This is a genomic window from Pararobbsia silviterrae, from assembly GCF_003628125.1.
Lineage (GTDB): Bacteria > Pseudomonadota > Gammaproteobacteria > Burkholderiales > Burkholderiaceae > Pararobbsia > Pararobbsia silviterrae.
Map to the genome: position 1 here is coordinate 25,432 of NZ_RBZU01000011.1, position 18,752 is coordinate 44,183.

At 64.4% G+C, this 18,752-nt stretch carries 15 protein-coding genes; 7 read left to right on the forward strand and 8 right to left on the reverse strand.

Annotated elements, in window-relative coordinates:
- Positions 1-429 precede the first annotated feature (429 nt).
- Positions 430-1,347 (forward strand): UDP-3-O-acyl-N-acetylglucosamine deacetylase, encoded by a 918-nt coding sequence (lpxC, locus tag D7S86_RS21070; protein WP_121089009.1) that lies wholly within the window; start codon positions 430-432, stop codon positions 1,345-1,347.
- A gap of 115 nt (positions 1,348-1,462) precedes the next feature.
- Here lpxC and D7S86_RS21075 read toward each other — a convergent pair whose 3' ends face one another.
- Complete coding sequence (locus D7S86_RS21075; protein WP_121089011.1) at positions 1,463-1,921, reverse strand: DciA family protein; 459 nt, start codon at positions 1,919-1,921, stop codon at positions 1,463-1,465.
- A 236-nt stretch (positions 1,922-2,157) separates the two neighbouring features.
- On the opposite strand from D7S86_RS21075, the gene secA reads away from it, so the two are divergent.
- The 4 genes from secA (at position 2,158) to D7S86_RS21095 (ending at position 7,765) form a co-directional block, all read left to right on the forward strand.
- Positions 2,158-4,974, forward strand: coding sequence for a preprotein translocase subunit SecA (secA, locus tag D7S86_RS21080; RefSeq protein WP_121089013.1), 2,817 nt, complete (start codon positions 2,158-2,160; stop codon positions 4,972-4,974).
- 189 nt (positions 4,975-5,163) lie between these two features.
- Entirely contained in the window at positions 5,164-6,402 is a 1,239-nt protein-coding gene (gene argJ / locus D7S86_RS21085; protein WP_121089376.1) for a bifunctional glutamate N-acetyltransferase/amino-acid acetyltransferase ArgJ, read from the forward strand.
- Positions 6,403-6,451: 49 nt separating this feature from the next.
- Complete coding sequence (locus D7S86_RS21090) at positions 6,452-7,318, forward strand: ATP-binding protein (RefSeq protein WP_121089015.1); 867 nt, start codon at positions 6,452-6,454, stop codon at positions 7,316-7,318.
- Positions 7,319-7,321: 3 nt separating this feature from the next.
- Positions 7,322-7,765 carry an NUDIX domain-containing protein gene (locus D7S86_RS21095; RefSeq protein ID WP_121089017.1) on the forward strand — a complete coding sequence of 148 codons (444 nt, stop codon included), beginning with the start codon at positions 7,322-7,324 and terminating at the stop codon, positions 7,763-7,765.
- A gap of 205 nt (positions 7,766-7,970) precedes the next feature.
- Here D7S86_RS21095 and D7S86_RS21100 read toward each other — a convergent pair whose 3' ends face one another.
- The 7 genes from D7S86_RS21100 to D7S86_RS21130 form a co-directional block, all read right to left on the reverse strand.
- Positions 7,971-8,162 carry a DNA gyrase inhibitor YacG gene (locus tag D7S86_RS21100; RefSeq protein ID WP_121089019.1) on the reverse strand — a complete coding sequence of 64 codons (192 nt, stop codon included), beginning with the start codon at positions 8,160-8,162 and terminating at the stop codon, positions 7,971-7,973.
- A 61-nt stretch (positions 8,163-8,223) separates the two neighbouring features.
- Entirely contained in the window at positions 8,224-8,979 is a 756-nt protein-coding gene (gene zapD, locus D7S86_RS21105; protein ID WP_121089021.1) for a cell division protein ZapD, read from the reverse strand.
- 115 nt (positions 8,980-9,094) lie between these two features.
- Complete coding sequence (gene coaE / locus D7S86_RS21110) at positions 9,095-9,736, reverse strand: dephospho-CoA kinase (protein ID WP_121089023.1); 642 nt, start codon at positions 9,734-9,736, stop codon at positions 9,095-9,097.
- Positions 9,733-10,671 (reverse strand): prepilin peptidase, encoded by a 939-nt coding sequence (locus D7S86_RS21115; protein ID WP_121089025.1) that lies wholly within the window; start codon positions 10,669-10,671, stop codon positions 9,733-9,735. Before D7S86_RS21115 ends, coaE begins: the two co-directional genes overlap by 4 nt.
- A gap of 195 nt (positions 10,672-10,866) precedes the next feature.
- Complete coding sequence (locus tag D7S86_RS21120; protein ID WP_121089027.1) at positions 10,867-12,018, reverse strand: type II secretion system F family protein; 1,152 nt, start codon at positions 12,016-12,018, stop codon at positions 10,867-10,869.
- Entirely contained in the window at positions 12,015-13,274 is a 1,260-nt protein-coding gene (locus tag D7S86_RS21125; protein WP_121089029.1) for a GspE/PulE family protein, read from the reverse strand. Before D7S86_RS21125 ends, D7S86_RS21120 begins: the two co-directional genes overlap by 4 nt.
- A gap of 109 nt (positions 13,275-13,383) precedes the next feature.
- Complete coding sequence (locus tag D7S86_RS21130) at positions 13,384-14,673, reverse strand: HlyC/CorC family transporter (RefSeq protein ID WP_121089031.1); 1,290 nt, start codon at positions 14,671-14,673, stop codon at positions 13,384-13,386.
- A gap of 595 nt (positions 14,674-15,268) precedes the next feature.
- Here D7S86_RS21130 and D7S86_RS21135 point away from each other — a divergent pair.
- Both D7S86_RS21135 and D7S86_RS21140 read left to right on the forward strand, forming a co-directional pair.
- A complete protein-coding gene (locus D7S86_RS21135; RefSeq protein ID WP_121089033.1) occupies positions 15,269-17,032 on the forward strand; it encodes a phospholipase C in 1,764 nt (587 codons plus the stop codon).
- 162 nt (positions 17,033-17,194) lie between these two features.
- Positions 17,195-18,613: a cytochrome-c peroxidase gene (locus tag D7S86_RS21140; protein ID WP_240648326.1), complete on the forward strand. Its 1,419-nt coding sequence runs from the start codon at positions 17,195-17,197 to the stop codon at positions 18,611-18,613.
- Positions 18,614-18,752 lie beyond the last annotated feature (139 nt).

Genomic DNA, 18,752 nt, shown 5'->3' on the forward strand with positions numbered 1-18,752 from the left:
CCGGGGACGCCGCACGCCGGGCATCGTGAACAGCACCGTTCGTGCGCCTCGGGCAAGGTGCAGGAGCGGGTAAGACTCGCCGGCCGCGGAATGAGGGCCAGGCGGTATGGAGCTTGCTGCTCTCGCGGTGACGCGCAGTAGAAGTGCATCAGAAGAAGTGTCCGGTCGTCCGACGTGCCTCCGTTCGGACGACCGGCGCAATACATGCCAGGCTCACGGGCCCGGCCGGCAGACGAGGCAACGGGCGGTCGCCGCCGACATCCGCGCAAGGATCGCAGCGCAGTTGCACCGCGGTCATATCGTGGTCACATCGCGGTCGTAAACGCGGGAAACAGTTGGAAACGGCAGCGGTGCCTGAATCGGTTATACTAGTGCCTATTAAGAAATCGATCGCGATTGCGATTATTTATAGAGTCAATTGAGTCTGACATGCTGAAGCAGCGAACCATCAAATCGATCGTCAAGGCGGTCGGCATCGGGATCCACTCGGGTCGCAAGGTCGAATTGACATTGCGTCCCGCGGGTCCGGATACCGGCATCGTCTTTACACGCGTCGATCTGCCTCAGCCTGTCGAGATTCCGGCTCGGGCTGAGAGCATCGGCGATACGCGTCTCGCGTCGGTGCTCCAGCGCGATGGCGCGCGCGTGTCGACCGTCGAACACCTGATGTCGGCGTGCGCCGGCCTCGGGATCGACAATCTGTACGTCGATGTGACGGCCGAGGAAATCCCGATCATGGACGGCAGCGCAGCGTCGTTCGTGTTTCTGATCCAATCGGCGGGCATCGAGCAGCAGGATGCGGCGAAGAAGTTCATCAAGGTCACGAAGCCGGTCGAGATTCGCGAGGGCGACAAATTCGCGCGTCTCGACCCGTATTTCGGCTTCCATCTGAAGTTCCGGATCGATTTCCGTCATCCGGCTGTCGATCGGACGGGGCAAGAGTGCGAGGTCGATTTTGCCGACACCTCGTATGTGCGCGAGATTTCGCGTGCACGGACCTTCGGTTTCGCGCATGAGTTCGAACAACTTCGCGAAATCGGGCTCGCGCGCGGCGGCAGCATGGAAAACGCGATCGTGCTCGACGAGTACCGGATCCTGAATAGCGACGGGCTGCGCTACAACGACGAATTCGCGAAGCACAAGATGCTCGACGCGATCGGCGATCTGTACGTGATCGGACATCCCTTGCTCGCCTCGTACACGGCCTACAAGTCGGGTCACGGCCTCAACAATGCGTTGCTGCGCGAATTGCTCAAGCGCGAAGACGCGTACGAGATCGTGACGTTCAAGGACGCCCAGAGCGCCCCGCGCGGCTTCGAATACGACGCGCAGGCCGTCTTCGCCTAAGGTCTTCGCCTAAGCGAAGCCGGTCCCGCGCGGACCGGATGCAAAGCATCAAAAACAATGCCCCGCATCGCGGGGCATTGTTTTTGGGGCCACAGAACTCACAGAACGATCGGCTTTACCGCGCGTGCCGCGCCACCATGCGTTCGATCGCGTCGCGCAGCGGAGACGGTTCGAGTCCGGCGGCGAGTGCGCTCAGGCAGGCGACGCCGGCCGCCGACACCTTCGCCTGCTTGGCCGCGACTTCGCGCGGCACCGTCGGCTTCACCTTGACCTTGAACCCGCCGATCGGCCAGCCGCGTTGCTGGAGCGACTGGACGAGCCCGCGTTCGAGGTGGCGCAAGCGGGCGGCGAGCGCGCTGTGTCCCGCAAACACCGTCAACACCTCGCCCTTGATCGTGCCGACTGTCACATGCGGTGCGAGATAGTCAGGCAATATCGCGGCGAGGTCGCGTTCGAGCGCGGCGACCTGGCGCACGCCGGCGCGCAATGCCGCGAGCGCTTCGGTCTCGCCGAGCAGGTCGCCGACAGCGCGCGCGGACGGTTTCGCGCGCATGCCGGCGCGCGGCGTGCGCATGGAGCGCGGAAACGTCGAATCAACCATGACGCGGACCACCGATTCTTGATTTTTCACGGGATGGAATCATTGTAATCGCGAGTGCCGTGCCGACCTGCGTAAAAGTTCCCCGACACCCCGCAGGTTCGGCCGTTTGAGGCAAAGCCTCGTGAGTACGGCGTGATAAAATCCCGCTTTTGCAAACCCCGAGGCCAAGCCGGCGGGGCGCGAAGGCGCGCCACGACGCAGACGATCCGATGATTTCCGGTGTTCTTAAAAAGCTCTTTGGCAGCCGCAACCAGCGCCTGATCAAGCAATATCAGAAAAATGTCGTCGCGATCAATGCGCTCGAGTCGCAGATGGAGCAACTCAGCGACGAGCAACTGAGCGCGAAGACGGTCGAGTTCCGCCAGCGCGTCGCATCGGGCGAGACGCTCGATCGTCTGCTGCCCGAAGCGTTCGCCGTCTGCCGCGAAGCGAGCCGCCGCGTGCTCAAGATGCGCCACTTCGACGTGCAGCTCATCGGCGGCATGGTGCTTCACTACGGCAAGATCGCCGAAATGCGCACGGGCGAGGGCAAGACGCTCGTCGCGACGCTGGCGGCTTATTTGAATGCGCTGTCAGGCCATGGCGTGCACGTCGTGACCGTCAACGACTATCTCGCGCAGCGCGACGCCGAATGGATGGCGCGCCTTTACAACTTCCTCGGGCTCAGCGTCGGCATCAATCTGTCGCAGATGGAGCACGACCAGAAGCAGCAGGCCTACGGCGCCGACATCACGTACGGTACGAACAACGAGTTCGGCTTCGATTACCTGCGCGACAACATGGTCTACGACACGACGCAACGGGTTCAGCGCGCGCTGAACTTCGCGATCGTCGACGAAGTGGACTCGATCCTTATCGATGAAGCGCGCACGCCGCTGATCATCTCCGGCCAGGCCGAGGATCACACCGAACTCTACGTCCGGATGAACGATCTGCCGCCGCTGCTCGAACGTCAGATCGGCGAGGAGAAGGCCGACGGGACGGGCGTCGAAGTGCCGGGCGACTATACGCTCGACGAAAAGGCGCGCCAGGTGTTCCTGACCGAACGCGGTCACGAGAAGGCCGAAGCGCTGCTCGCCCAGTGGGGGCTGATCGGCGCCGGCGAAAGCCTCTACGCGCCGCAGAACATCACGTTGATGCACCACGTCTATGCGGCGCTGCGCGCGCAGACGTTGTTCCATCGCGACCAGCATTACGTCGTGCAGAACGGCGAGGTCGTCATCGTCGACGAGTTCACGGGCCGCCTGATGTCGGGCCGCCGTTGGTCCGAAGGCCTGCATCAGGCCGTCGAAGCCAAGGAACACGTCAAGATCCAGCACGAGAACCAGACGCTCGCCTCGATCACGTTCCAGAACTACTTCCGGATGTACGGCAAGCTTTCGGGCATGACGGGGACGGCCGACACCGAGGCCTACGAATTCCAGGAGATCTACGGCCTCGAGACGGTCGTGATCCCGACGAATCGCCCGCCCAAGCGGATCGACAAGCAGGATCAGATCTACAAGTCGGCGCGCGAGCGCTACAACGCGGTCATCAACGATATCCGCGATTGCTACGAGCGCGGCCAGCCCGTGCTCGTCGGCACGACGTCGATCGAGAACTCGGAGCTGCTGTCCGATCTGCTGAACCAGGCCAAGCTGCCGCACCAGGTGCTCAACGCGAAGCAGCACCAGCGCGAGGCCGAGATCATCGCGCAGGCCGGCCGGCCCAAGATGATCACGATCGCCACGAATATGGCGGGCCGCGGGACCGACATCGTGCTCGGCGGCAATGTCGAGAAACAAGCCGCGTTCATCGAGGCCGACGCGACGATCCCCGACGCCGAGAAGGCCGAGCGGATCCAGACGCTGCACGACGAATGGCAGACGCTTCACGAACAGGTCAAGGCCGCGGGCGGCCTGCATATCGTCGGGACCGAACGCCATGAATCGCGCCGGATCGACAACCAGCTCCGCGGCCGCGCGGGCCGTCAGGGCGATCCGGGCTCGTCGCGTTTCTACCTGTCGCTCGAAGATCCGCTGCTGCGCATCTTCGCGGGCGATCGCGTGCGCGCGATCATGGATCGTCTGAAGATGCCGGACGGCGAGGCGATCGAGGCGGGTATCGTGTCGCGCTCGATCGAATCGGCGCAGCGCAAGGTCGAAGCGCGCAACTTCGATATTCGCAAGCAACTGCTCGAATACGACGACGTCTCGAACGATCAGCGCAAGGTGATTTACCAGCAGCGCAACGAGTTGCTCGAAGCGACCGACATCTCCGACACGATCCTCGCGATGCGCCAGGCCGTGTTTACCGAGATGACGCGCAACTACGTGCCCGAAGGCAGCATCGAGGAGCAGTGGAATCTGCCGGGTCTCGAACAACTGCTGCGCGACGAATGGCAGCTCGATCTCGCGCTCGCCGAGCATGTGCAGTCCGCCGACACGATCGACGACGACGAGATCGTCGAGCTGGTGACGGCGCAGGCCGAGCAGGCGTACGACGCGAAGGTCGGCTTGATCGGGCGCGAAGGATTCAGCAACTTCGAGCGTTCGATCATGCTGCAGACGCTCGATCGCAACTGGCGTGAACATCTCGCCGCGCTCGACCATCTGCGTCAGGGCATCCATCTGCGCGGCTATGCGCAGAAGAATCCGAAGCAGGAATACAAGCGCGAAGCGTTCGAATTGTTCGCGGCGCTGCTCGACACGATCAAGCTCGAAGTCACGCGGATCGTGATGAACGTGCAGATCCAGTCGGCGCAGCAGCTCGAGGACGCGGCGGACGAACTCGAGGAAAACGGCGGTCGTCTCGAACACGTGCAGTTCCAGCACGCCGATTTCAACGAAGCGACCGCGGCCGTCGAGTCCGACGACGCGGTTGCCGTCGCCGCGCTGTCCGCGGGAGCGGTCGCGGCTGCCGAGGCGGCGGGCGGTGCGGCGGCAGGCGCCGATTCGCACGTCGCGTTGCCGAAGGTCGGCCGTAACGATCCGTGCCCGTGCGGCAGCGGAAAGAAATACAAGCAGTGTCACGGTAAGCTGTCATGATGCTGAACGCGCTCCGCCCGAGGCGGGGCGCGCGCCGTACCGATTCGCCGCGCTGCCTCGCGCGAGCGGCGCTTGCCTGACGGCGCGAGGCGCGGCAACACCATCCCCGCAGCGACGCTGCGGTTTTTTTTCACAGGGCCGTGCCGTCGTTCGGCGGATCACGGTCCGCTCGAATCGAAGCGCACAACGATGCCCGTCAATTTCCCCTCGATCGATCCCGCTCAACTTCACCCGGTCGCCGGCGTCACGCTCGGCTGGGCTGAGGGTCATATCCGCAAACCGAACCGCAAGGATGTGCTCGTGATCTCGGTCGAGGAAGGCGCGAGCGTCGCCGGCGTATTCACGCTGAACCGGTTTTGCGCGGCGCCTGTCATCGTGTGCCGCGAGCATCTCGCGAAGGCGCCCGCGCTCGGCGGCATCCGCGCGCTCGTCATCAACACGGGCAATGCGAATGCCGGCACGGGCGAGCCGGGCCTGGCCCATGCGCGCGAGACGTGCGCCGAACTCGCTCGTCTCACGGGCGTCAAGCCCGAGCAGATCCTGCCGTTCTCGACGGGCGTGATCCTCGAACCGCTGCCCGTCGATCGACTCAAGGCCGCGCTGCCCGACGCGCTCGCGCATCGCGAGGCGGCGAACTGGTTTGTCGCTGCCGAATCGATCATGACGACCGATACGCTACCCAAGGCGGCCTCGAAGCGCGTGACGATCGACGGCCACACGATCACGATGACGGGCATCAGCAAGGGCGCGGGCATGATCAAGCCGAATATGGCGACGATGCTCGGCTTCCTCGCGCTCGACGCGAAGATCGCGCAGCCCGTGCTCGACGCGCTCGTTCAATACGTCGCCGATCGCTCGTTCAACTGCGTGACGGTCGACGGCGATACGTCGACGAACGACTCGTTCATCGTGATCGCATCGGGCCGCGCGTCGCTGCCCGCGATCACGTCGACCGACGATCCGGCGTACGTGGCGCTGCGCGACGCCGTGACGGCCCACGCGCAGACGCTGTCGCAACTGATCGTGCGTGACGCCGAGGGCGCGACCAAGTTCATCGCCATTCAGGTCGAAGGCGGCAAGGATGTCGCCGAATGCCGCAAGATCGCGTATTCGATCGCGCATTCGCCGCTCGTCAAAACCGCCTTCTTTGCATCGGACCCGAATCTCGGCCGGATCCTGGCCGCGGTCGGCTACGCGGGCGTCGACGATCTCGACGTCAGCCGGATCGATCTGTACCTCGACGACGTGCTCGTCGCCAAACACGGTGGACGCAACCCCGACTACCGCGAAGAAGATGGCCAGCGCGTCATGAAGCAGGCGGAAATCACCGTGCGTCTGCGCCTTGGGCGCGGCGACGCGGAGGCGACGATCTGGACGTGCGATCTCTCGCACGACTATGTGAGCATCAACGCCGATTACCGCTCCTGAGGATCGGCCCGACGTCGTCGGGCCCTGCATACCGGGTTGGGATTTCTCGATGGACAAGCTTGAACAATTTCTGACGCGCGCCGAGCAACTGCTCGCGCGCGTCGAAGCGATGCTTCCGCCGGCCGCGCCTGATGTCGCGTGGGATTCGGCTGTCGCATTCCGCTGGCGCACGCGCCAGGGCCGCGGATATCTGCAAGCCGTGCCCAATACGTCGCTGATCGCGCTCGGCGATTTGCAGAACATCGATCGTCAGAAGCAACTGATCGAGCAGAACACGCGGCAGTTCGTCAACGGCCAACCGGCGAACAACGTGCTGCTCACGGGCGCACGCGGCACGGGCAAGTCGTCGTTGATCAAGGCCTGCCTCAATGCGTTCAAGGACCAGGGGCTGCGTCTGATCGAAGTCGACAAGGACGATCTGCACGATCTCGGCGACATCGTCGACCTCATCGCGACGCGTCCCGAACGTTTCATCGTCTTCTGCGACGACCTGTCGTTCGAAGAGGGCGAGTCGGGCTACAAGGCGCTCAAGGTCGCGCTCGACGGGTCGGTCGCCGCGCAGTCGGACAATGTGCTGATCTATGCGACGTCGAACCGGCGCCACCTGTTGCCCGAGTACATGAGCGACAACGAGACGTACAAGCACACGAGCGACGGTGAAATTCATCCGGGCGAGGTCATCGAGGAGAAGATCTCGTTGTCCGAGCGGTTCGGCTTGTGGGTCAGCTTCTATCCGTTCAAGCAAGACGATTACCTCGCGATCGTCGCGCACTGGATGAAGCACTTCGGTCGCAGCGATGCCGATGTCGAAGCCGCGCGCGGCGACGCGCTGATCTGGGCGCTCGAACGGGGGTCACGCTCGGGACGCGTCGCCTGGCAATTCTCGCGCGACTGGTCGGGCCGGGCCCAGGGATGAGCGATGCGTGAGGCGAACGCAGACGACACGAAGCCGGCGGCCGAACGTGCGGCCGACGGCCGGCCGGTGACCGAGGTCGCCGTCGGCATCCTCGTGCGGCCGGACGGACAGTTTCTGCTTGCGCAGCGGCCGGCCGGCAAACCGTATGAAGGGTATTGGGAGTTTCCGGGCGGCAAGCTCGAAGCCGGCGAGTCCGTCGAAGCGGCGCTCGGACGCGAACTCCACGAGGAACTCGGCATCACGATCGCCGACTGCGAGCGCTGGCGCGTGCTCGAACACGATTATCCGCACGCCTACGTGCGACTTCACTTCTGCAAGGTCAGGATGTGGGACGGCGAACTCGTCGGCCGCGAAGGCCAGGCGTTTTCCTGGCAACGCAAGCCGATCACGGTCGATCCGCTGCTGCCCGCGACGATTCCGGTCGTCGACTGGCTCGATCAGGGGTAGGAACGCGGGCGCGATGCGGGCGGACGTCGGTGACTGGCCGGCGTCAGCGCAGTCAGTCGCGGACGCCGCCAGAGGCCGTATCGCGCGTCGGCATCGTCAGCGGCGTTCGGTGTTCGCCAGGACAGGCGCGGGCGGTGCTCCGGTCCGTTCTCGGACAGGCCGGATTCGAACGCACGATTCCCGCGGGCGGTGGGCGCGCGCCGTCTTAGTTCAGATCGCTGTGTTCGGTGTCTTCCGGGAGCGTGTCCGCGGGTTTGCCGGGAATCGTGTATTTCTCGGCGGCCCATGCGCCAAGGTCGATCTGCTTGCAGCGTTCCGAGCAGAAGGGCCGAAACGCATTGAGCGGCGACCATTCGAGTCTCTTGCTGCAGGTCGGGCAATTCACAAACGTCGTCATGATGGGGTCTCCCGATCGCGGGCCGCGCCGCGGCGGGCGTCGGGCGTCGCGGGTAGAGCGCTTACAGGGTGCAGAGCGTCAGTTCGAACGGAATATCGTGGTCGACGGCGCGCGGTCTCAGATCGCCGCCCTGCGTCGTGAATCTTACCCAAAGCATATATTTGTTGGCGCTGGCCTCGGGAATCACGCGCGCTTCGAACGGGACGCGGACTTGCATCAGATGATAGGTCCGGCCCGACAGCATCTGCTGGTAGCTGCCCTGGACGGCCATGACCTTGGCCGACTGACCCGACTCGCGTGCGAGTCGCAGCACGATCGCGGCCGCATCGCGTAAAGCGAGCATCGGCATGACCCATTTCGCGATATCGTTGCGGCGCTGCTCGACCGGCAATTGCTGCCACGCGTAGTACGAGGGCAGATCGAAGCGGCAGGTGCCGCCCGGGATGATCGCGCGGCTCCGGATGCTCGTGAGCCACTCGTTGTCGGCGAGATGCTGGGTCGATTTGCCCTGCATCTGGTTCAGGTTCGCGAGTGTGCCTTCGATTTCCCCCAGCACGGCCTCGAGCGTCGTCTGTTCGATCTCGGGATTGCCGCGATACGGCGTCAGCGTGACGCGCTGGCGTTCGAGTTCCTTGAGCAGATCCGACTTGAGATCGGAGCGTCCCGCCACTTCCGAGATTTCAAATAGCGTCGTCAGCGCGACGTGATGTTCGCGCGGGTCTTCCTGATGGAGGAAGAATGCGAAGCGGTCGAACAGATCTTCGAGCCGCAACAGCGTTCGGATTCGCTCGTTGAACGGGTACTCGTAAAGGATCAATGCTCGCCTTTGCCAGGTCTGGGGTTGAAAAGTTTCGTCATTCTAATGCCGCCAGTGGCCGAGTCGCAACGACGGCGCGCAGCGCGGCTCCCCGCGCCGCGCGGGCGAACCTGCGCTAAGCGGCCGCGCTCAGCGCCAGATAGCGCGTATGCAGCGCGTCGACTGCCTCAAGGACCGCGCCGGGACTCGCGTGGTCGTTTTCGATGACGTCGTCCGCGACGGCGAGCCGCTGTGCGCGCGTCGCCTGACGATCGATGATCGACTGGACCTGTTCACGTGCAAACCCATTGCGCGCCATGACCCGTCGGATCTGGGTTTCGACGTCGCAGTCGACGACGAGGATGCGGTTCACACGTGAGCGCCAGCTTCCCGATTCGACGAGCAGGGGCACGACAAACACCCGATAGAGGCCCGTTGCCGCATGCGCGGCGGACTCGCACGCCGTGCGGATCAGCGGATGCGTGATGGCTTCGAGCTTGCGCCGCGCGCTGTCGTCGCTGAACACGAGCGCGCGCATCCGCGCGCGATCGAGCGCACCTTCGGCCGTGACGAAGTCGGCACCGAAGGTGGCCTCGATCGCGGGCATCGCCGACCCGCCCGGCGCCGTAATCGCGTGCGCCAGGACGTCGGTATCGATGACGGATGCGCCGAGTTCCGCGAGCCGGTTCGCGACGAGCGTCTTGCCGCTGCCGATGCCGCCGGTCAAGCCGACCGAGAAGGCGGCGCGCGCGTGTGTGGGTTCGGATACCGTGTTCAACCGCCGAGTCCTCCAAGCCCATGCAACGACATCATCGGCCAAAGCGGCGTGCCGACGAAGAGCGTGACGCAGGCCGCGATCGCGAGAAACGGGCCGAACGGCAACGGCTCGTCGCGGCGCAGCCGCCGCGTCGCGAGCAAGGCGACGCCGACGATCGCGCCGCCGAGCGACGCGAGCACGAGGACCTGGACGAGCGCTCCCCAGCCGAGCCACGCGCCGATTGCCGCAAACAGCTTGAGATCGCCGAGCCCGATGCCTTCGATGCCCCGCAACCACCAGAAGCCCCAATAAATGGCCCAAAGAAACAGATAACCGGCCGCCGCGCCGATGACGGCATCGCCGAGCATCGCGAACGTCGGGTTCAGATTGACCAGCAGACCGGCCCAGAGGAAGGGCAAGGTGATCGAATCGGGTAGTAAACGCGTGTCCCAATCGATGCAGGCCAGCGTGAGCGAGACGGCGCCGAACGCGAAGGCCGCGACGGCGAGCATGCCCGGTCCGAAGCGCCACCACGCGAGCGCCGCGATCAGGCCGGTCGAGAGCTCGATCAGCGGATAGCGTGCGGAAATCGGCGCGTGGCACGCGCTGCATCGTCCGCGCAGCACCAGATAGCTGAGCACGGGGATGTTTTCCCAGGCGCGCAGCCCATGGCCGCACGCATCGCAACGCGATCCCGGTCGCATGAGGTTGTAGCTCGATCCGTGCGGGGCGGCCGTGCGCGCCGGTACGGCATCCGGCGCACGATGATTCTGTGCTTCGTCGAGATACGTTTCGACGGTGGCCTGCCAGTCGCGCTCGAGCATGATCGGCAGACGATGGACGACCACTGTCACGAAGCTGCCGATGACGAGACCGAACGCCACGACGAACGCGTACTGCACCGCGGGCGGCAAGCGCGCGAAATCGTCGAAGAAGAGGAGCAGGCCGTTCAGCATCGTAGTCGCGCAGGGGTGTCGAACCGGCGATCGCCGGAGAAGGCCGCTCATGCTACACCAGCGGCCCGGGTGGCGGCGCGGATGGGCGGACATGGTGGGCACTGGGGGCGGCTTCGGCCCCGGCTTTGGATCGGCTTCGGCTCGGCGCGTCGTGTGAGCTTGGTGCGGGCGTCGCGCGCGCCTCCGTGCATGAACCTAGACGACGCGGCCGAGCTCGATGATCGGCAGATAGAGTGTGATCACGAGCCCGCCGATCAGCAGACCGAGCAGCGCCACGAGCAGGGGCTCGACGAGGTTCAAGAGCGTCGCGATCCGCCATTCGAGTTCCTGTTCGACGAGCGTCGCGAGATCGATGAGCAGGGTGTCGAGCGCGCCGGTCTGCTCGGCGACCGCGATCGGGACGGTGATCGAATCGGGGAACAGCCGGTGTCGAGCGAGCGCGTGGCCCAGCCGCTCGCCGCGCCGGATGCGCGTGACCGTATCGGCCGTCGCGGTCGTGTAGGCCGGGTGGCCGCGTGTCGCGGCGAGGATGTCGAGCGCGTCGGCGAGCGGGACGCCCGCGCGGAGCAGCACGCCGAGCGCGCGGCACCACTGCGCCGCGAACGCGCGCTTGAGCAGCGGGCCGGCCACGGGCGCGGCGAGCAGATATCGCGCGGCGGCATGGCGCAGCGTCGTCGAACGCCGGAATGCGACGACGCACGCGAGGCCGCATGCGATCGACCCGGCGGTGACATACGGCGCGGCGGTGGCGATGCGGTGCGAGGTCGCGAGCACGAGGCGCGTCGCGGGCGGCAACGCGGCATCGAAGCTTTTGAAGATGTCTTCGAACGCGGGAATGACCCAATGCGTGAGCACGACGACGATCGCGACGCAGAACACGAGCAGGCAGGCCGGATACGTCATCGCGGCGCGCAGCTTCGCGCGCTGGACGCGCTGTCGCTGGTGTTCGGCGACGATCTGATCTAGGACGTCGACGAGCGCGCCCGACGCTTCGCCGATCGCGAGCAGCGCACGGCACCGATCGTCGAAATGACGGGGATGACGCGCGAGCGCCGCGTTCAATGTCAGTCCTTGCAGCATGTCGTGGCGGACCGTTCCGAACAGGCGCTTGAGCGCGGGACGGGTCGCGCTTGCGATCATGATGTCGAGCGCGGCCAGCAGCGGCAGTCCGACGCGCAACAGACTCGCGAGTTGTCGCAGCGCGGCCGTCACGTGCGCAGGTGTGATGCGCGCGCGTCGGCCGCGTTTCGCGTCGTGGACGGGATGGACGCGATGGGCGTACGGGACCCGATCACCGTGAGCCGAGGTGCTCGGAGGACGTACGGGGTCGGCATCGAACGCGCTCATAGATCGAACTCCGTCGCGCGCAAGGCAGCATCGAGCGACGTCTCGCCGGTCAGCACTTTCACGAGCGCCGCGTCGCGCAACGAGCCGAGTCCCTCGGCGGCGGCGTGCGCCGCGATATCGGGTGCGCCCGCGCCGTGCGCGATCCGCTGCCGGAGCGCGGCGCCGACCGGCATGACCTGATGGATGCCGATGCGTCCGCGATACCCGATTCGATGGCACGCATCGCATCCGCTCGCGCGATAGAGCGAGGTCGAGCACTCGATGATCGCGTCCGCGTAGCCCGCGGCGCGCATGATGTCGCGATCCGCGCGATAGGGCGTCTTGCACGTGTCGCACAGGCGTCGGACCAGACGCTGCGCGGTCACGAGCCGGATCGCCGCGGCGAGATGATGCGGCTCGATACCGATGTCGACGAGCCTGGCGAGCGTCGACGGCGCGTCGTTCGTATGGAGCGTCGAGAGCACGAGATGACCGGTTTGCGCGGCCTTGACGGCGACGTCCGCCGTATCGCGGTCGCGGATCTCGCCGATCATGATCACGTCGGGATCCTGCCGGAGGAGCGCGCGCAACGCGACCGCGAACGTCAGGCCCGCTTTCTCGCGGATCGGCACCTGACTGATCCCGCTGAGTTCGAGCTCGGCGGGATCTTCGACCGTGCAGATATTCGCGGCGTCGCGATCGAGCGTGTGCATGAACGCATAGAGCGAGATCGTCTTGCCGCTTCCCGTCGGCCCCGTGACGAGCACGAGCCCGTGCGGCGCGTCGAGTGTCCTGACGACGACCCGCGCCTGATCCGCGTCGAAACCGAGCGCGCGCAGGCTCAGATCGTCGGGCAGCGTATCGAGCCGGCGCAGGACGATCTTCTCGCCGTACAGCGTGGGCAGTGTGCTGACGCGGAATTCGTCGACGGCGTCCGCGCGTGTGCGGATGCGCAGGCGGCCGTCCTGTGGAATACGTCGTTCGGCGATGTCGATACGCGAGAGGACCTTGATCCGCGTGGCGACGGCGTCGAGCAGGGTGGGAGCCGGACGCGGAATCGCGTGCAGCACGCCGTCGACGCGCAGGCGCACGCGCCAGCCGTGCGCTTCGGGTTCGACATGGATATCGGACGCCCGGCGTTCGGCCGCCATGCGCAGGATCTCGCCGAGCAGCCGCGCGGCCGGCGAGTCGGCGACGTCTTCATGGGCGATCGCGGCGCCCGATCGAGGGCCGTCCACGATTTCCGCGTGTGTGCCGCCGGATGGGTCGTAGTCCATGAAGGGGCTCCTTGCTCGGAAGCGATCGGAACCCCATCGTCGCTCGGCGACGCGCGCGTGCACAGTCGGCCGGAAGGCCTATGCCGGGCCGTTCGGCGCGTGCGGTCCTCTAGCCGCGCACCTTCGGCGCGAGCGGCTTGAACAGTTTGACTGTCTTGATCGCCTGATTGTCGATCTGCATGACTTCGAGCCGGCAGTCGCCGATCTGCATCGCGACGTCGCCTTCGGGGATTTCTTCGAGCCGTTCGAGAATCAGCCCGTTCAGCGTCTTCGGCCCGTCGACGGGCAGCGTGATATTGAGCCAGCGATTGAGCTCGCGCAGCGGCATCGCGCCCGCGACGATGCATTCGCCGTCGGCGTTCCATCCCGCGCGCGCATCGGCCGAGCGCGGGATCGACGTCGTGAACTCGCCGATGAGTTCCTCGATGATGTCCTCGGGCGTCACGAGTCCTTGAACTTCACCGTACTCGTTGACGATCAGCCCGATGCGCTGACGGTTCTCCTGGAAGAACTGAAGCTGCTGGAACACGGGCGTGCCGGACGGCACGAAGTACGGTTCCGCGAGCAGTTCGCGCAGGGTTTCGCGATCGAGTTCTTCGTGATGGTGAAGCGCCGCGAGCGTTTTGCGGACATGAAGCACGCCGAGCACGCGGTCGATGTCGTGCTCGTAGACGACGATCTTGTTGTGATAACAGGTCTCGAGCTGGCGCAGGATCTGGTCGAGCGACGCCGTGAGGTCGATCGCCTCGATCCGGGGGCGGGGCACCATCACGTCGTCGACCGTGATGTTCTCGAGTTCGAACAGGTTCAGCAGGATGCTTCGATGCTTGGTCGGCAAAAAACTGCCCGACGATTCGAGCACGATGCTGCGCAGTTCCTCGGTCGAGAGCCGCGCGTTGTTCGCGTTGCGCAGATTGATGCGCAGCACGCGCAGGATCGTCGTCGCGAACAGGTTGACGAACCAGATGATCGGGCGCATGACGCGCATGAGCGGCGCGAGGATGAAGCTCGCGGGCAGCGCGATTTTCTCGGGGTAGGTCGCGCCGACGATCTTCGGCGTGATCTCCGCGAAGACGATGATCAGAAACGCGACGATGCCCGTCGTGACCGTCAGCACGACGTTCTTGCTGCCGAACGTGTGCACCGCGAGCGAGGTCGTGAGGACCGGGATCAGCGTGTTGATCAGGTTGTTGCCGATCAGCACGGCGCCGAGCAGGTCTTCGGTGCGCGCGAGCAGCCCTTGCGTGTTCTTCGCCCCGACGACCCCTTTTTGCGCGAGGTGTTTGAGGCGATGACGGTTGAGCGCCATCATCGCGGTTTCGGAAATCGAAAAGAAACCGGAGAGCAGGAGCAGGACGGCGACGAGCCCTGCCTGAGCCCATAAGGGAAGCGATTCCACGCGTCGGGGTCTACGAAAAAGGGAGTTGGGAACACTATAGCAGACGGTATTTCGGCGATCCGCCGATACCGTTTCGCGCCATCGCACGGCTGTCACATAGCGCGATTACGATGTGTGCGCGCGTCAGTTTGTGTTTGGATCGAACGCGCTTCAAGCAAACCATAGACCGTGTCGATGTCCATCGTCGACCGCTCTCCCCGCAGCGATGCGCGACTCGATCGCGTATGGCTCGCCGATCTGATTGATGTCGGCCATCGCCGAGATGGCGGCGTTTGTGCAGATTGTTTTCTAGTCCGAATCATTTAATTAACACGGTGTAATCAAGACGATTCGATGTGCATCGGATCGTCGATGTGTAACCACAACGCGCACATTGAGATCGTTTCATCGATCAAGGCCCTGTATTTTCGCGATGAAAGGTGAGTTGAAAGATTTTAGTAATTTTATGTACTCGGCGCAGTAACAGGCGGGTGGTCCAATTTGCCCGGTTTCAAAACGCGGTCACTGGCCGTAGCCGTATCTCTAACAACATTCCCCAGCACCCTCCACACGCAACTTGTTGGAAGCGCTGAACAGCGAATCTGGAGCCCGTTACATGTTCCGTAAAGCCTTTTTGCCCATTCCGTGCGCCGCGGTGCTGCTAGCACTTGCCGCGTGCGGGAGCAGCAGCAACTCGCCGAGCGCGTCGACTTCGCCCTCGACCTCGGTCTCGGCGCAGGACGCGTTGGCCACGGCAACGCCGATCAAGCACTTGGTCGTGATCTTCGGCGAGAACGAGTCGTTCGACCATTACTTCGGTACGTATCCGAACGCAGCGAACCCGGCCGGCGAAACGGCATTCGTCGCCGCAGCGGGCACGACGATTCCGAATAACTACACGAAGACACCGACGCTGCTGTCGTCGGCCAACGGAAACGTCACCAACGTGCTGAACGAAGGCCCGGACAATATCTCGGGTGTCGCGATGCAGGCGAACAGCAACGTGTATCCGTTCCGTCTCGATCGTACGCAAGCGTTCACGTATAGCCAGTCGCACGACTACCACAACGAAGAAGCCGCCTACGATAACGGCTTGGCCGACGAGTTCCCGTACGCCACGGGTAACGTCAACGTGACGTCGGGCCTCGAATACGGCACGCCGGGCCTCGTCATGGGCTATTACGACGGCAACACGGTGACCGGCCTGTGGAACCTCGCTCAAGGCTTCGCGATGAGCGACAACATGTACACGGACACGTACGGTCCGTCGACGCCGGGCGCGATCGAAGTGGTCTCGGGCCAGACGAACGGCGCGGTGCCGGCGAACGGCGCGGCGCAGGGTGACAACGTCATCGCCGACGGTGCCGGCGGTTACACGATGAACGGCGATTCGGATCCGACGGGCGACATCTGCGACACGAGTACCTCGACGGGTCAAGCGTTGCTGAGCTCGAGCAACCAGAACATCGGCGACCTGCTCAACGCGGCGAATATCACGTGGGGCGGCTTCATGGGCGGCTTCGATACGACCGCTGTCAACGCCAACGGCTCGACGGGTTGCACGCGTTCGACGTATTCGTCGGTCCAGAACGCAACGCGCAACGACTACGTGCCGCACCATGCGTGGTTCCAGTACTACGCAACGACGCAGAACCTCGCGCATACGCGTCCGACGTCGACGGCCTATATCGGCCAGACGGATCCGTTGGACAGCACGGCGACGCCCGTGCATCACCAGTACGACGTCAACGACTTCTTCACGGCAGTCGAACATGGCAACTTCCCGTCGGTCAGCTACCTGAAGGCGCCGTACGTGCAAGACGCGCACCCGGGCAATTCGGATCCGCTCGACGAGCAGGCGTTCATTGCGAAGGTCTTGAACTTCCTCCAGCAGCAACCTGACTGGAAGAACACTGCGGTCATCATCACGTATGACGACTCGGACGGCTGGTACGACCATCAGTACACGGCACCGACGACCTCGTCGTCCTCGACCGAAGACGTGCTGAACGGCACGGCGACGTGTAACGCGACCGGTGCGGTGCCGGGCGTGGGCGTGACGGCTGCGGTTGTCAACGGCCGTTGCGGTCCCGGCACGCGTATTCCGCTGCTCGTGATCTCGCCGTACGCGAAGAAGAACTACATCGACAGCACGCTGATCACGCAAGCGTCGGTGGTCCAGTTCATCGAAGACAACTGGCTCAAGAAGACGCGTCTCGGCGGCGGTTCGCATGACGCCACGACGGGCTCGCTGATGAACTTGTTCGACTTCACGTCGTCGGGCGGTTCGACGCCGCGCGTCTACCTCGACCCGAATGCGGGCACGGTCCTGTCGTCGCCGCCGGCCGGCAGCGACGCGCCGAACCCGGCTGATTCCTGATCGGTTTGACGAACGCGCGGGACCGAGGCAATACGCTCGTCTCCCGCGCGGCGCTCGATCCGGTCTGTGTAGTCATGCGTCGAGACGCTTCCGTGCGCCTCGGCGCTTTTTCCGTTATTCGATTGCCCTTTTATCGTCATGACTCTCCAAACGAATGCAGCTATGCCCTCTCCGATTCCCGGGGGAGATCCCACGCCACGCTCCGCATCGCGGGTGTCGTCGAAGCTCGTGTTACGAGTGGTGGCGGGCGTGCTCGCCGCATGCATTCTTTTGGGGGGCTTTGCGGTCTGGCATCCCGAGCGCCTGCCGGCGCCGATCGGCGACTGGGTCGAAGATCTGACGGGCGTCAATGCCCATCCGGTCGTGCTTCGGCTTCCTCAGAATCGGCCGCTCTCGGCGGTGGCTCAGTTGGGTCGCGATATCTTTTTCGATGCGTCGCTGTCCGCGTCGGGCAAGCAGTCGTGCGCGACGTGCCACAGTCCCGACCACGCATACGGCCCACCCAATGACTTGGCGGTGCAGCTCGGCGGCGAGCATATGAATCTCGAGGGCTATCGTCCGCCGCAGTCGCTGGCGTATCTGTATCGTCAGGCGTCGTTCAGTATCGGACCGGACCAGGGCGATATGGACACACCGGCGCCGACACTCGCCGCGCTCGCCGCGTCCGCATCTACCGTGCAACGCGCGCAGAAGACCGCGGGCGTCGCACCGGCCGCACCCGCGATGGTGCCGCAAGGCGGCTTCTTCTGGGACGGCCGAGCGATGCGCTTGCAGGAGCAGGCGATCGCGCCGCTGACGAACCCCGTGGAAATGGCGAATCCGAATACGCACGCCGTGTTTATGAAGCTGCAGAAGGCCAGCTATATCAATCGCATCAAGCAGCTGTTCGGCCCGACGGTGATGCAGAACGAAGAACTCGTGCTCGACGAAGCCATGTTCGCCGTCACGCGTTTCGAACTGGAGGAACCCTCGTTCCATCCGTTCACGAGCAAGTACGATGCGTGGCTCCAGGGCAAGGCACGTCTGACGCGTGCGGAGTTGCACGGACTGCGGCTGTTCAACGATCCCGATAAGGCCAACTGTGCGGGGTGCCACTTGAGCAAGCCGTCGCCCGACGGTCTGCCGCCGTTGTTTACCGACACGCAATATGAAGCGCTCGGCGTGCCGCGCAATCCTCACCTTGCCGTCAACAAGGATCCGAAGTTCTACGATATGGGCGTGTGCGGTCCGTTCCGTACCGATATGACCGAGCAGACGCAGTACTGCGGCATGTTCCTGACGCCGACGCTGCGCAACACGGCCACGCGCCATGCGTTCTTCCACAACGGCGTGTATCACGACCTCCAGCAGGTCATGGACTTCTATAACTTCCGGAATACGAATCCTGACAAGATCTATCCGAAGGACGCGTCGGGCAAGGTCATGAAATACGACGATCTGCCCGCGAAGTATCACGCGAACGTCGACGTCGCCGACGCGCCGTTCGATCGCAAGGCCGGCGACGCGCCCGCGATGACCGACGACGAGGTCAAGGACATCATCGCGTTCGTTCAAACGCTCAACGACGGTTACAAGCCTTGAGCGCGCTTTGAACGCCTTGTGGCGTGTGTCGCGCGTGCCGCGCGCAAACGTGGCGTGACGAGACATCACGGAGCTCGCGCGCGGTCTTCGCGAACGCGGCGCGACGTGTGCGGGACGCGCGAAGTATGGTCGCCCGCGA

Bases quoted from the DNA above. Each gene is read 5' to 3' on its own strand.
- lpxC (WP_121089009.1), top strand. From the start codon at position 430: ATGCTGAAGCAGCGAACCATCAAATCGATCGTCAAGGCGGTCGGCATC.
- D7S86_RS21075 (WP_121089011.1), bottom strand. From the start codon at position 1,921: ATGCGCACGCCGCGCGCCGGCATGCGCGCGAAACCGTCCGCGCGCGCT.
- secA (WP_121089013.1), top strand. From the start codon at position 2,158: ATGATTTCCGGTGTTCTTAAAAAGCTCTTTGGCAGCCGCAACCAGCGC.
- argJ (WP_121089376.1), top strand. From the start codon at position 5,164: ATGCCCGTCAATTTCCCCTCGATCGATCCCGCTCAACTTCACCCGGTC.
- D7S86_RS21090 (WP_121089015.1), top strand. From the start codon at position 6,452: ATGGACAAGCTTGAACAATTTCTGACGCGCGCCGAGCAACTGCTCGCG.
- D7S86_RS21095 (WP_121089017.1), top strand. From the start codon at position 7,322: ATGCGTGAGGCGAACGCAGACGACACGAAGCCGGCGGCCGAACGTGCG.
- D7S86_RS21100 (WP_121089019.1), bottom strand. From the start codon at position 8,162: ATGACGACGTTTGTGAATTGCCCGACCTGCAGCAAGAGACTCGAATGG.
- D7S86_RS21115 (WP_121089025.1), bottom strand. From the start codon at position 10,671: ATGCTGAACGGCCTGCTCCTCTTCTTCGACGATTTCGCGCGCTTGCCG.
- D7S86_RS21120 (WP_121089027.1), bottom strand. From the start codon at position 12,018: ATGAGCGCGTTCGATGCCGACCCCGTACGTCCTCCGAGCACCTCGGCT.
- D7S86_RS21125 (WP_121089029.1), bottom strand. From the start codon at position 13,274: ATGGACTACGACCCATCCGGCGGCACACACGCGGAAATCGTGGACGGC.
- D7S86_RS21135 (WP_121089033.1), top strand. From the start codon at position 15,269: ATGTTCCGTAAAGCCTTTTTGCCCATTCCGTGCGCCGCGGTGCTGCTA.
- D7S86_RS21140 (WP_240648326.1), top strand. From the start codon at position 17,195: ATGCCCTCTCCGATTCCCGGGGGAGATCCCACGCCACGCTCCGCATCG.